Source organism: Desulfovibrio sp. DV, from assembly GCF_001936595.1.
Classification (GTDB): Bacteria; Desulfobacterota; Desulfovibrionia; order Desulfovibrionales; family Desulfovibrionaceae; genus Solidesulfovibrio.
Genome location: NZ_MLBG01000129.1, coordinates 1 through 13,368, shown reverse-complemented (window position 1 = coordinate 13,368; position 13,368 = coordinate 1). Strand labels below are relative to the sequence as shown.

Annotated in this window: 10 protein-coding genes and 1 pseudogene; 4 read left to right on the top strand and 7 right to left on the bottom strand. The window is 63.6% G+C overall.

Going from position 1 to position 13,368, the window contains the following annotated elements:
- Both DVDV_RS19595 and DVDV_RS19590 read left to right on the top strand, forming a co-directional pair.
- A pseudogene (locus DVDV_RS19595) lies at nt 1-421 on the top strand (integrase core domain-containing protein); the annotation flags it as partial.
- Nucleotides 422-572: 151 nt separating this feature from the next.
- Nucleotides 573-1,112 carry a hypothetical protein gene (locus tag DVDV_RS19590; protein WP_075356275.1) on the top strand — a complete coding sequence of 180 codons (540 nt, stop codon included), beginning with the start codon at nt 573-575 and terminating at the stop codon, nt 1,110-1,112.
- 93 nt (nt 1,113-1,205) lie between these two features.
- Here DVDV_RS19590 and DVDV_RS19585 read toward each other — a convergent pair whose 3' ends face one another.
- Nucleotides 1,206-3,380: a peptidase domain-containing ABC transporter gene (locus DVDV_RS19585; RefSeq protein ID WP_075356274.1), complete on the bottom strand. Its 2,175-nt coding sequence runs from the start codon at nt 3,378-3,380 to the stop codon at nt 1,206-1,208.
- 201 nt (nt 3,381-3,581) lie between these two features.
- On the opposite strand from DVDV_RS19585, the gene DVDV_RS19580 reads away from it, so the two are divergent.
- Complete coding sequence (locus tag DVDV_RS19580) at nt 3,582-3,848, top strand: hypothetical protein (protein ID WP_075356273.1); 267 nt, start codon at nt 3,582-3,584, stop codon at nt 3,846-3,848.
- Nucleotides 3,849-4,112: 264 nt separating this feature from the next.
- On the opposite strand, the gene DVDV_RS19575 is transcribed toward DVDV_RS19580, so the two are convergent.
- Nucleotides 4,113-6,182, bottom strand: coding sequence for a glycosyltransferase family 39 protein (locus DVDV_RS19575; protein WP_075356272.1), 2,070 nt, complete (start codon nt 6,180-6,182; stop codon nt 4,113-4,115).
- A 147-nt stretch (nt 6,183-6,329) separates the two neighbouring features.
- Between DVDV_RS19575 and DVDV_RS19570 the strand changes: the two genes are divergently transcribed.
- Complete coding sequence (locus DVDV_RS19570) at nt 6,330-7,010, top strand: trans-aconitate 2-methyltransferase (protein ID WP_075356271.1); 681 nt, start codon at nt 6,330-6,332, stop codon at nt 7,008-7,010.
- A gap of 75 nt (nt 7,011-7,085) precedes the next feature.
- On the opposite strand, the gene DVDV_RS19565 is transcribed toward DVDV_RS19570, so the two are convergent.
- The 5 genes from DVDV_RS19565 to DVDV_RS19545 all read right to left on the bottom strand — a co-directional run bounded on the left by DVDV_RS19565 (nt 7,086) and on the right by DVDV_RS19545 (nt 13,198).
- Nucleotides 7,086-7,841 carry a hypothetical protein gene (locus tag DVDV_RS19565; RefSeq protein WP_139311681.1) on the bottom strand — a complete coding sequence of 252 codons (756 nt, stop codon included), beginning with the start codon at nt 7,839-7,841 and terminating at the stop codon, nt 7,086-7,088.
- A gap of 123 nt (nt 7,842-7,964) precedes the next feature.
- Nucleotides 7,965-8,567: a type IV toxin-antitoxin system AbiEi family antitoxin gene (locus tag DVDV_RS22860; RefSeq protein ID WP_175577135.1), complete on the bottom strand. Its 603-nt coding sequence runs from the start codon at nt 8,565-8,567 to the stop codon at nt 7,965-7,967.
- A 621-nt stretch (nt 8,568-9,188) separates the two neighbouring features.
- Entirely contained in the window at nt 9,189-10,001 is an 813-nt protein-coding gene (locus tag DVDV_RS19555; RefSeq protein ID WP_075356268.1) for a phosphoadenosine phosphosulfate reductase family protein, read from the bottom strand.
- A 72-nt stretch (nt 10,002-10,073) separates the two neighbouring features.
- The gene (locus DVDV_RS19550; RefSeq protein WP_075356267.1) at nt 10,074-11,048 is read right to left on the bottom strand and encodes a lysophospholipid acyltransferase family protein; all 975 of its coding nucleotides are present in this window, start codon (nt 11,046-11,048) and stop codon (nt 10,074-10,076) included.
- Nucleotides 11,049-11,311: 263 nt separating this feature from the next.
- Nucleotides 11,312-13,198 (bottom strand): methyl-accepting chemotaxis protein, encoded by a 1,887-nt coding sequence (locus DVDV_RS19545; protein WP_083634840.1) that lies wholly within the window; start codon nt 13,196-13,198, stop codon nt 11,312-11,314.
- Nucleotides 13,199-13,368: the final 170 nt, after the last annotated feature.

Below are 13,368 nucleotides of genomic sequence, written 5' to 3'. Positions count from 1 at the left end.
ATTATGGTTTTTGCAGCCTCGACGTGCGGCATTTCAGGCTCGATGGTGCGCGATCTGATGTTGGAATGCGTGGAGAAGCGGTTTGGGACGAGCCGTGCGCCGCACCGGGTCGAATGGCTGACCGACAACGGTACCTGCTTTGCGGCCAAGGAGACCGTTGAGTTTGCTTCGTGGCTGGGTTTGATCAGCCGATTTACGCCGGTCAGAAGCCCCGAGAGCAACGGCATGGCCGAGGCGTTGGTGAAGACGTTCAAACGCGATTACGTCTATGTCCATGACCGCCCGGACGCGCAGACCGTCCTCAGTCAGCTGGCGGCCTGGTTCGAGGACTATAACGAGGTGCACCCCCCACAAAGGGCTGCGGATGCTCTCACCCAGGGAGTTCATCCGCTTGTCAGCAACTGCGGGGTGTCCGGTTTAACGGGGGCAACTCCACAACTTAACCGGTGATTACCTCTGGCGCAACAGCGCCAAAATCGGTGCCATGAAATTCAAGCCGCTACGACCGCTGCAACCAACTTAGCGTACGATTTTTTCCGTTTACTGAGGCGATCCCAGTTAGGGCTAGAGGTATGTCCAGACCTAATGCTAACGAGTTCACCACGGGCGAGAGCTACCGCAAGATGCTCCTGCGCATGGCCAAGGAGAGCGGGATCGACTCTCCGACGGATGATGACCTGGCTCGCATGGACCGCAAACGCGTCGGCAAGACCCTTTCGAACAAGGCCTGGCAGTCACAGGTTGATCCTGAGGCGAAGATCACCAAGATGAAGGATGGCCGAACGCATCTGGCGTACAAACCAGAGCACGCGGTGGATCTGGACACCGGCGCAGTCGTGGCGGTCGAGGTTCATGAAGCGGACAAAGGAGACACCTCGACTCTGCAAAAGACGCTGGGAACCGCTCAGGAAAGCTTGCGACGGGTCACTCCCACACCGCCATGCCAGGACGATCCTGCGAAACTGGTCGCGGACATCCAAAAGCGCTATGTCCTCCATGTGGCCGGTTTCAATCTCGGCCTGCTCATGCGACTCAAGACCGGTCATGGCACCTCGAGGGGCTGGGCCAACGTCTACTTTGCGTTGGTATGGACCACTCAGCACCCCTTCTAGGTCTGCCTAGCCATCATAATCATGACTGAGGAACAAGGCAGCACGATCATACCGGTTGCGATCGCCTGCCTGGGAAAATAGCCCAAAGCGCTGTTAGGCCTGGGCCTGGAGCAGTCCCATGACATGGCGGTTCTGCTTGTACCACAGATCGGCATAGAGCGGGCAGGTGCGCAGCAACTCGTCATGGGGGGCGTTGCCGATGAGGCTGCCTTTTTCCAGCACAATGATGGAATGGCACATGGTGAGCATGGACAGGCGGTGGCTGACGATCAGCATGGTGCGGCCGTGGGCGATGGCGGTCAGGTTGGCCTGGATGATGGCCTCGGACTCGGCGTCAAGGGCGCTGGTGGCTTCGTCGAGAATGAGGATGGAGGGCTGGGTGAGAAGCGCCCGGGCGATGGACACGCGCTGGCGCTGGCCGCCGGAGAGGTTGGAACCGCCCTCGAACAGAAAGGTGTCATAGCCGTTGGGCAAATCCTTGATGAACTCATCGGCCCCGGCCATGCGGGCGGCAAAAACGATTTCCTCAAAGGTTGCGGTCGGTTTGGTGACAGTAATATTCTCCCGAATGGTCCCCTCGAACAGGAAGCTCTCCTGGAGCACCACGCCGATGGACCGGCGCATATGGGCCAGATCGTAATCGCGCATATCGACGCTGTCCAAGGTAATGCGGCCCTGCTGGAGCGGGTACAGGCCCTGGATGAGGCGGGTCAGGGTGGACTTGCCCGACCCTGAACGCCCCACGATTCCCACGACCGAACCGGCCGGAAAATGCAGGGACAGGTCCGTCAGGGCCGGCGGCGCGTGCTGGGAATAGCGGAAGGTCACCCGCTCGATGCCGATGGAACCGGCGATGGGGGAGGTCAGGCCCCGGGTGTTGAAGGGCTGTTCCGTGGGCCGGTTGAGGATCAGGCCGAGCAGACCGACCGACACGGCCACTTCCTGGTATTCGTGCAGGAGGGAGACGATCTTGATCAGCGGGGCCGTGATGAGGACGGACAGCATCATGAAGGCGATCAGTCCGCCAAGGGTGATCTCCTGGTCGATGGCCAGAACGGCGCCGTACCAGATGATGGTGATGCGCAAAAGCGACTGCAATAATTCAGTCAATCCCTGCACGATGAGCGAAAGCTTCTTGATGCCGAAATGGCGGGTGATCGTCTGGGCGGAATCGGTCTCGATGCGGCGGAAGCGATACGGCTCAAGAGCCAGGGATTTGATGGTGCTCATGCCGCGCAGCGTTTCCACCAGATAGCGGTTCTTGGTTGCCTCGGCCGCCTGAACCTGATGCATGTGGTAGCGAAACGTCTTCATGGTCATGGCCATGATGATGGTTATGAGGATCGTCATGGCCACCACGATGAACGCAAGCTTCCAGGAATAGAAGAACAGGATGGGCAACACGATCACGATCATGCTCAGGTCAAAAAGCGTCGTCAGGAGTGATCCGGTCATGAATTCCCGAATCCGCTCCTTCTGGAACATGTAGCGCGTGATGAGGCCGATCGGGGTGTAGTCAAAAAAGTCGATGGGCAGCCGCAGGATATGGCCGAAAATTGTCTTGTCCAGGCGCAAATCTATCTTGCTTGTGGCGAAAAGAATAATGAACGACTTGAGATACTGGAGCACCCGGTCAACAATCGTTACACCTATCATGGCCACGGACAGCACCAGGAGCGTTGACATGGCCCGATGGGTTACGGCCTTGTCGAAGGCGAGCTGCACATAGATGGGAAAGGCCAGGGCCAGAATGTTGATGGCAAAGGTCGCAATGGCCACGTCCCGAAACAACGACTTTTGCCGCAGCATCTCCGGGATGAACCAATCCAGACCGAAGGGCTTGTGCGTGTCCTTGGCACTGTACACCTTCTTGATGAGGATCGATGTTCCGTCCCAAATTTCTTCAAATTGCTCGCGGTTGAAGAACTGGAATTCGAGGCTGCCCAGACTGGGGTCCACGACCGCGACGTCGCCGGCCGGGTAATCGTTTCGAACACCCGAAACGATGACGTATTTGCCTGTGCGCAACCGCGCGATCAGGGGAAATACATTGCCCATGTAAAAGAGTTTCTTCCAACTGAGGGACAGCCGTTTGCCCTTGAAGTCGAGATCCTTGGCCATCCGCAACAGTTGTACCGGAGTCATGTCCTCGGATTGAATGCCATATTTGTGGGCCAGGGAATCTGCGGTGAGATCGATGGAATAGTGTCTGGCCACGAGGAGAAAGCACACCAGACCCGTATTCCGCTTCAGCATTTCTGAACTCATGAATCACAACTCCATCGTAGCTCTGCGAACCCCTGGCGTTCGGTATTGTTTCACCGCAGTGCAAGCAACGCATCCCGACTGTGCCGCCGCATCTGGCGGCAACTGCTGCTGAAAAGGACCGCTTGCCAAATCGCGGAGCAGCCTCTACCGTTACGAGGGAAATCAGCGGCGACGCGACGTTTACACCCGGAGAGAGAACCCATGATTGACGATAACATACCAGAACGCCTGGATCTCCGCTACCAAGCCCCGGACCGGCAGGAAGAAAAGACCGTGGCGCCCAAAACGCCCCAGGCTGAAGTGGGCCCCTCAAGCCTCTACGGCCGGGTGGGCGACAACATCACGTTTCATACTCAAGGCGCTGCAAAAGCAGGGTATTTCGATCAGTTGTGGCACTGGGCCTGGAAAGATCTCGGTGTTGCGTTTCTCGGATTCTTCCGGGTCTTCCTGCCTTGGCGCAATAAATAACTGCCGCATCCGAAAAACTGCAACGCCCCGAAAGCACGCCGGTCTCTAACACCACCCCTACCCGGAGGCAAGCCCGGCAATGCGCGGCTCTGTTGTGTACCGGCCCAGCCCTTCCGGCTGATGCAAGGCGGCTTGCTTGGCCCACAGTTGGGTCAAAGGACGGTCCGCCCGTCCATGCAGACCCGCCGTGCGATGGCCCCGCTCCCCGCTCCAACACTTCCCCGGATGCCGTGATGGCGGCAGTGGGCCGCCATGACCGCGGCCTTATGATCCATTGCCCTGCGCCGCCCCGGCTCCGATCAGCAATGGATGCACAGCGTCCAGCCACAACTGGGCCGCACCGGCAAGCTCGAAGCGCACAACAAAGGCCGACCCCTCCGGCCTGAAATCAAACTGCCTCCGATTGTCAAATCCTTCCCCGCGTTCGGGGAAATCCCCAAAGCCATGGACCACTCTGGACAGTTCGCGGCCATCCGCCGTGGCCGCCACAACAGTCACGGTCTGCCCCGGTGCAGTCAGGCGCGGGCAGTAGGAGACAAAGGCCGACCCCGCCGGGGCCGGCCCGCTGGCGGCATAGGCCAGGAGAAGCGGTTTTTCCGGGTCTTCGGCCTGGATGTAGCTGCCCCAGTTGCGCACGTTGGCGGCCTCGGACGCAACCACGCTCCAGCCGCCGTCATGGCGGGCCACCCGGTCGGCCACGGGCACGGCCACAAGGGCCGTCTCCGGGCGCGGCCGGTAAAAAGCATAGCGCCCCACCCGCTCGGCCGGCTCGTAGTAAAGCGCCAGCAGCGACAGGAGCTTTTGGCTGATAAACACCTGGGAATCGACAAACCGGGCCACCCGGCGGCCGATGATGTCGGCGGCCATGGGCGAATCGGCCATGGGGGCCAGACCCAGGCGGTCGTACATGTCGGTTTCAAAGGCGTCGTAAAGCCGCAAACGCGAAAAATCCGGCGTGCCGGCAAAGAGATAGGCCCCTTCGGCGTCCATGAGCACCGCTCCGGGGATGGCGGCCAGGGTGGCCCGGGCGGCCTCGGCCTCGGCCAGGGCGGCCTTGGGCCGGGCCTGGGACAGGGCTGCCGGGCGATGCAGGGTGATCAACCCCGGCACCAGGGCGGCCAGGACCAGGACGGCCAGGGCCCGGGCGGCCGGGCGGCGGCCGCCGGCCAGATTCCCGGCCAGGGAGGCGGCCCCCAGGGCGGCCACGGCCGAGACGAGCAGGAAATGGTTGTTGTCCGAGCCGCTCCACATGAGCGTGCGCCACAAAAAAGGCGCAAAGGCCAGCAACAGCAGGTCCGGCAGCGGCAGGCGGCGGCGCAGCAGGCACAGGAACAGCCAGCCGCCGTAGGCGGCAACAAGGGGCCAATGGCCGGCCAGATAGGCCGAAACCCGGGCCAGGGCCGAGGCCGCGCTGTTGTCGGCGGCAAGGCCGGTCATGGCCCGGGGGAAAAGGATGGTCTGCCCCGCCACCTCCGGCCCGAACCAGAGCAGGGACAGGGCGGCCAGGGCCAGACCGGTCCCGGCCAGACCGGCCAGCACCGCCCGGCGCGCCGGCCAGGACAGACGGTAGCCAAAAAGGCTGGCCCCAAAAACGGCGGCCAGGGGCCAGATCTGCTGTTTGCCCAGGCAGGCCAGGGCGAAAAGCGCCCCGGACACGGCCAGCAGGCGGTTTGATCCCCGGGCCCGGCCGGCAGCAAAGGCCAGACAGGCGGCCAGCAGGCAGCCCACGGCCAGACTGTCTGGTTTGCAGGCAAAGGCCACGCCGGCCTCGGGTGTGGCGAAAAAGGCCAGGGCGGCCAGACACCCGATCAGGGAGCCGGCGGCCAGCCGGCCAAGGCCGAAAAGGGCCAGGAGCAGGACTGCCCCGCCGGCCAGGGCGGCCAGTTTGCCGGCCAGGAGCCCCGGACCGGCCAGGGCGGCAAAGGCGGCCGTGACCGCGAAATAGAGCGGCGGATACAGGGTGACAAGACGCGGATAGGCCGGATCGGGGCCGGGATAGATGGTCTGGCCCCGGCTGAGCAGCCAGCCCTTGAGGGCCTCGCGGCCTTCGATGGGATTGGTGGCCAGGGGCGAGAGCAGTTCGGCCAGGCGCACCTGGACGAGCAGGTCCACGGCGGCCAGAAAAAGCGCGGCCAGGGCATAGAGCAGGCAGCCCCGCACAAACAGGGCGTCCGGGCCGGGCGGTAGCGGAATGTCCCGGCGGCGGCCAAAAAGCAGGGCCAAAAGCGGCAGCGGCGAAGCAGCCAGCAGCGGCTCGCGCCAGTTGCCAAGCACGGCGGCCAGACCAAGCAGACCGATCAGAATGAGGGCGGGGACGATTTTTGTTCCTGGCATGGGGTATCCGATAGGGTGGCGTAGATGCGGTTGTGTCAAAGGCGGACGGCGATGGCAAGGCCGGTCGGCCCCTCTCCGGCCCGACGGCAACAAGTGCTTGCCCAGGGCCAGGAGCGAACGCTACAGGAGGGGCCGGGGGGAAACCACGTGAACCAGGATTTCGACGACTACGCCGCCGACTACGAGGCCCTTTTGCGCCAAAGCCTGGGAGCGGCCGGGGGCGACATCAGCTATTTCCGCCAGCGCAAGGCGGCCATTGCCCGGGCGCTCCTGCGGGCCAGCCCACCCCGGCGCATCCTGGAATACGGCTGCGGCACCGGCGGCAACCTGCCCCATCTGCAGGGCGCTTTTCCGGACGCGGCAGTGTCCGGCTGCGATATTTCCGAAAAGTCCCTGGAAGAGGCGGCCAGGACCGCGCCCGGGGCCGCGCTTTGCCATCTGGGGCGCGACGCCCTGCCGCAAGCGGCCTTTGATCTGGTTTTTGTAGCCGGCGTGCTCCACCATGTGCCCGGCCCGGCCCGAAGGACGGTCCTGGCCGCCATGGTTGCGGCGCTGGCTCCGGGCGGGCGGCTGCTTGTTTTCGAGCACAATCCGGCCAATCCGCTGACCCGGCGGATCGTGGCCCGCTGTCCCTTCGACGCCGGGGTGGCGCTTGTGCCGCCAGCCGAGGCCGAAGGGCTGTGCCGCGGGGCCGGGCTGAGTCACATCCGGCGGCGCTACGTGAGTTTCGTCCCCCCGGCCCTGGCCCCGCTGGCCCCCATCGAGGCGTTCCTTGGCTGGCTGCCCCTTGGCGGGCAGTACGGCCTGTTGGCGACAAAGGCGGGCTAGGGGCGGGCGCAGAAGCCGCACTTTCCTGGCTGCGCCTGTTCAGATTTCGCCGGTGTTCAAAAAAATGATCATGGCTTATTTCTGAACAACGGGTCCCGGAGCTTGGGTCTCCCGCTGCGCATACCGGGCCGCAAGAACCAGCCGAAACGCGGCAAACAGAGCATAAAGCCCCGCCCGCCTGGAAAGTTCATCGCGTTCATCGCCTACAACCCGAAGCCTCATGAGCGGTTCCAGGCTGCGGGACTCGGCGTCGCAGAACCAGTCAAGGATTGGCACCAACCGGGCATAGGTCTCCGGTCGGATCATGGCGGCCACGTCGTGGCCCATCAGGGCCGCGCCGGCCGTGTCCCAGTCGATTGCCTCGGCCTCCCAAAAATCGGCCAGCTCGTCAAAAGTCCGGTCCCGGTTGTCGTCCTGGGCGTGGCAAGCCGCAAACACGGCCCGTATGTCCTGCAGATCCTTTGTTTGCTGGTTTTCGCGCCGGTCGTTGGCGGAAAAGAGCTTTAAAAGGACAAAACCGGGCAGATTGACCACCGGCAACGTCAAATCCGGTGCTACGGCAAGGGGCACGGCCTGCTCCAGGGCTTCGGCAAAGCCGGCCACCTGCATGGTTCTTTCGTCTGCAGCAAAGGTGACGGACCCTGGCGGTGCTTCGAGGTCGCCGAAAGGCACGAAATCAATCGGCACGCCTGACTGATGCACCAGCCGGTGGACGACAGGGCAGTCGGTAAACCGGGCGCTGTCGAGAAGCGCCGCGCGCAAGGCGGCAAAAGCGGCCCAGTCCGCAACCTGCACGCCGAAATCCCAGTCTTCGGTACGGCGTCGGTCCACCACGCCATCCTTCCAGTCCAACAAAAGAAGCCGCGCCCCGGCCCCGATCAGGCAAAAAGGGCACGCCCCGTTCCCGGGCGATGCCGGCAAAATCCGCGACAGCCGCATACGCTCCCGGCGCGATCACGGCAGCGTCCCCTTGATCCGGGCGTCATAGAATTCCCGGGCAAATTCCCGGGTCCGGGGGTCGGTCCCCTGGAGCAGTTCCGCATAGAGCAGCAGTGGATGGGCCAGGGTCACGCCGGCATTGTGCCCCTGGTCCAGGGCGTTGGCCGTGCCAAACGTCTGCAACAGCGTGACATTGCCGTCCTTGTCCGGGACAAGGCGCAGACGCAGGGCCAGTTTTTTGACGTCCACGGCCGGGTCCAGATGGAGCGTTGCCGCGCCGGGATGGAGATGTCCCGGTTCAAGGAGGGTCGCCCCGAGTTCGCCGCCAACCAGTACCTGCCCGCCAAAGGCGTTTTCCAGGGCCGGGACGATTTCCGCCACCGACTGGTTGCCGACGAGGCGGTAGACCCGCAGCAACAAATTCCGCCGCAACCGATCACCATAGCCGATCAGCCACCTTTCCAGGAGTGCCGAAGCCTTGACGATCTCCCGCACAACGTCGCCATGCTCCTCCCGCAGACGCAGATATTCTTGGGCCCGCAATCCCTTATATGCAGCCCCGACACTGCCAAGAGCCACGCCAGCGGCTTCGGCCATGTCGCGCTGCGTCCAGTGCATGGAGTCCTGACGGGCCAAAAGAGTGTAGATGATTTTCAAGGATGTGGAGTTATCAAGAGACGCAACCCCTCCGCAGAGAACCGGAGACTTATATCCACTGACAAATACTCGTAACCATGACAAATTGATGTGCATATTGCCGACGCTATCAACGAATTCTATGCCACATGACCGCAATTTATCAGCATACTGGATTGATATGTACGAAGAAAAAACCAAAATTCTTCTGTTCTCGTCTTGATTTGCGTCAATCTTCATAAGCAACAGAGAGTAAGAACTATCCGTCATGCGCAAAAATACAGTAACAGCATACCTTTGCGCTTGCTCAGCTTCGCCAATCAGCCTCAGTAACAAATTATTGTTATTTCTCCCCCGGAAAGTTCCCGGAATCTCCGACTCAACCACCACCCGCACAACCGTCTCAAGCTTTTCCAGACACGCCCCAACCAGGGCGGCCGCATCGTTTTTCACGTCCCACCTCCGCACTCGCCTGCCCAAAGCCGTCTGTTCAGTTTTTTACCGTGTTCAGGAAAAATGAACAACGCTTATTTCTGAACAAGGCCCGGCCTCGTCGTGCCCAGAGGCTGTCCCGGCCGTCGGCAGGCTCGCTACCACCCCCCCCTACATATAACCGAGCGCCCGAAGCTGCTCCATGGCGTCTTCCTTGTCCTGGTCGCGGCCGGCGCGTTCGCCGCTGCGGTCGGTGAGGTCCTGCTCCCAGGCCGGCAGGTCGCTTTGGCGCACCGTGCCGGAAAGCGTCCCCAGGCTGCGGTAGCCCTGGCGGTAGAGCTCGCAAAAAGGCAGCTGCTCACCCAGGGTGATGGCCCAGACGTCGGCCTCGCGCATGTGCAGGATCGGATGGACGCGCAGATGCGGCGGGTCCTCGCGCGGGCTTTCATACAGCTCCCCGGCCCGGGCCGGATGCTCGTCCCAGCGGATGGCCGTGGCCAGGGCGGCCACGGCCTGCTCGCGCAAAAAGGCGTTCATGGGCGCGACCTTCATGAGCTGGTTGCCAAGCGGCGACTCGGGATCAAAAGGGAAGCCCGGACCGGTGAAGCCGGTGCGCGCCGCCTCGGCCCTCGTGGCCTCGGACAGGCCGGCTAAGTCGATATAGTCGCCGATTTGCGGCTTTCGGTCCAAAATCTCATGGTTGGCGGCCACATGCAGGTCAAGCCCCCACTCGGCCACAAGGCGCTGCTGGAACGCCTGGATCTCCGGGAACGGGTCGCCCTCGTCGATGGTCAGGACGCGCGGCATGGCGCGCCCAGACTCGCGGCACAGTTCGCGGGTGAGCCACAGGACCAGGGTGCTGTCCTTGGCCCCGGTCCAGGCCAGCCAGAAGGCGTCGCCGAAGCGGTCCATGGCCCCGGCGATGATGCGCTTGGACAGGTCGATTTTTTCGGGCACGGGCAAGGCAAGAATGGAAGCGTCCATAGCTGTCTCCTGGCCGCAAGGGGCCGGGTTGTTGGCGAAAAAGACAATCGGGCCGGATGGAATCCTAACAGATTACGCGCCCGCATCCACAAAAAAGGCGTCATGACCGGCTGCCGCCATGTGCAGCCGAAAAGCCAGGAAATACAGGTAGCGGCCGGGCTGGGCCATGATCGCCGCCGACAGGCGCGCAGCCACGGCCGCCGTATTGGCGCTGGCCGCTTCGTCAGGCGAAAGGCCCCCCTCCCCGGCCACGGCCAGGGGCAGGGCCGGCTCGATGCGAAGGGTCAGCCGGCCGTTTGGGGCGCGCTCCATGAAACACGGCACAACGGCACAGCCGGTCTTGCCGGCCAAGAGCATCGGCCCCAGGGGAAACGAGGCCGCCCGGCCCAGAAACGGCACCACAGCCTGCTTCTCCCCGCCCCCGCCGTCCACGGCCACGCCCAGGACATGGCCGCTTCGCAGACAGGAAAACGCCGCCTTGAGGCTGCCAAACACATCGATATGGGTGACCGGCAGGGTCTGCTCATGGGCCCAGCGCAATTCCCTGGTGCGCCGGACGGCGGCGCTCCGGGCCTCGGGCAGCTTTTCGTTTAAGACCGTGGCCGGGGCCGAAAGCTGGCACATGCGGTAGCCGGCGTGGCCGATGGCGGCCATGATCATCTGGTTGGCCCCGTAATGGCCAAAGGCCAGCATGGCCCCACGCCCGCCGGCCAGGGCGGCGTCGAGATGCTCCCGGCCCTCGATAGCGACCAGGGCGGCGGTGCGCTCCGGGGTCAGGGTCGGAAAAAGCAGCACTTCCAGATCGGTCTGGCAAAATTCCACCAGGGCCGCCCGGGCCAGGGCCAGACGCACGGCCCCGTCATCGGGCACGCCCGGCACAAAGCGCGCCGCCTCGGCCATGCCGGCCAGCCGGGCATTGGGCACCCGGCCCAAAACCCGGCCAAGGCCACGGGCCAAAGCCCGGGCCGTCTGCGGCGGCAAAGCCTGGACCAGACGCTTAAACGGGTGCCAGTACACCCAGACCAGGGCGTCGCGTAGTGTTTGCATCACCACTCCAAAGCGGTTGAAGAAATGAGAGAAGATGCCTCCGGCGGCCGGGGGGATGATCCCCCCGGACCCCTGCAATGGGAAAAGTTTTCAAGGGATTCCTGGCGTGGGTTGACAGGCCGAGGCATACCCGTGGTGGAAGCCGCTGCTCGGCGGCATTTTCTGGAAGCACCGGGTAGCACGGTCACGATTGCCCGGCAAATGGCGACGGGCCGCCCGGACACGGTGTCCGGGCGGCCCGTTGGCGCGTCAGGCGTCAGCAATCAGGTCAGCGCGCGGGGCTTTTTGCCCGCCGGCAGGGGCTTGGCGGCCGGCCGCGCGGCCGAGGCCAGCGGCCGGGCCGGAGCCCTGGCCGGGGTTCTGGCCGACACGGCCCGGACAGCCGGGCGGGCCGTGCCGCCGCCCTCGGACTGCATCTCGGCAATGAGCTGGCCAAGCTCACGGGCCTGCTCCACCAGCTCGGCCACGGCCCGGCCGGCCTGGTCCATGGCCTCGGCCGATTCCGAGGAAATACGGCTGATGTCCTCGACGCTGCGGTTTATTTCCTCGCTGGTGGACGATTGCTGCTCGGAAGCCGTGGCAATTGAGCGCACCTGATCGGCAGCCATATCGACCAGACCGACGATCTCGCCCAGGGTGTCGCCGGCCGTGACGGCCAGCCCGCCGGCTTCCTCGACAGCGGCCACGGTCTGGGCCACGTTGTCGATATTCTTTCGCGTGCCGGACTGGATGTCGCCAATGGCCGCGCCCACTTCCTTGGTGGCGGTCATGGTCTTTTCGGCCAGCTTGCGCACTTCGTCGGCAACGACGGCAAAGCCGCGCCCGGCCTCGCCGGCCCGGGCCGCCTCGATGGCGGCATTTAAGGCCAGCAGGTTGGTCTGGTCGGCAATGTCGGAAATGACGCCAAGCACCTGCCCGATGCTCTCGGCCTGTTTGCCAAGCGTCTCCATGTCCACACGCGACTGGTGGGCGTTGTCCCGGACCCGGCCCAGGAACTCGGCCACCCGGCCGACCGCCCTGGCCCCTTCCTCGGCCTTGGCCCGGGCCGAAGCCGAGGTATCGGCGGCCTCGCCGGCATTGCGCGCCACTTCCAGCACGGTGGCGTTCATCTCTTCCATGGCCGTGGCCGTCTCGCCCACGCGCTCGGCCTGGACCTGGGCGCCGCTTAAGGCCTGCCCGATCTGGCCGGCCAGCTCGTCGGAGGCGGCCCCGACCACGCCGGCCACGCCTTCCAGGCGTCCGGCCGCCTGCAACATGCCCTCGGCCTTGGCCCGGCCGGCGGCGGCGGCGGCTTCCTCGGCCCGGGCCGTGGCTTCGCGGGCGGCCACGGTCTGGCGGCCGGCCTCGGTGGTCTTCTCGTCGGCCTCGGCAATTTTCGCCTTGAGATTGGCGATCATGGCCACAAAAACGCCGTACACCCCGCCCTGGCCAACGACCGGAGCCAGCTTCACATCGAGATTGCCGGCGGCAACCGCCCCGGCCACTTCGCCCAGATAGCCCGGATCCTGGCCAAGCTGGCCGAGCACGTTTTTCACCAGCCACACGGCCAGGCCAAGGCCCAGCAGCAACCCGACAGCCAGGCAGACAAAGAGGGTGACGCGGCCGGACTGGTAGGCGGCCAACGCCTCCGCAGCCGAGGCTGCGCCGCCCTTGTCGTTGACGTCGATGAGGATATCCAGGCTGTCCTGGCACTCCCGGAGCAGGGCGGAACCCTCGGTGCTGGAAAGTTTGACTGCGGCATCGCCGTCGCCCTGGCGCACGAACTGCAACGCCTTGTCGTTCATGGCGATGTATTTGTTCCAGGCACTCTCAAACTTGGGAAAGGTCTCAAACTCCGCTTTCTCGCTCATCAGTGGCTTGTATGCGGCAATGTTCTTGTCAATAACACCCCGCAGATCGGTCATTTCCTTGATATAATCCCGTGTGAGGGGCTTGTCGTGGACCAGCAGATAGGCCAATTCCAACCGGCGGAACATGGAAACCTGATTGCCAAGTTTCCCGACCACCTTGATCGTCGGCAACCAGTTGCCGGAAAGGTCCTGCGTCGATTTATTGATCTTCCCCATTTCAAAAATGGCAAACAGCCCCACCCCGCACAGTAAAACCAATAACACGGCAAAAGAGCCGGCGAGCTTGGTTGCTAATTTCATGATTCCTGACTCCTGGCATCGGGTACACCTTTCGCTCCGGCCCTGGCCTACACCACCGTGACAAAATCCGACAACAAAGCTGTTCTATTTAACCTATGAAGGAATTGCCTGTCATTGGCAAGTCAGTGCAAATTGGATGCCGCTCTGTCACCTCGACCGGCTCCCTTGAT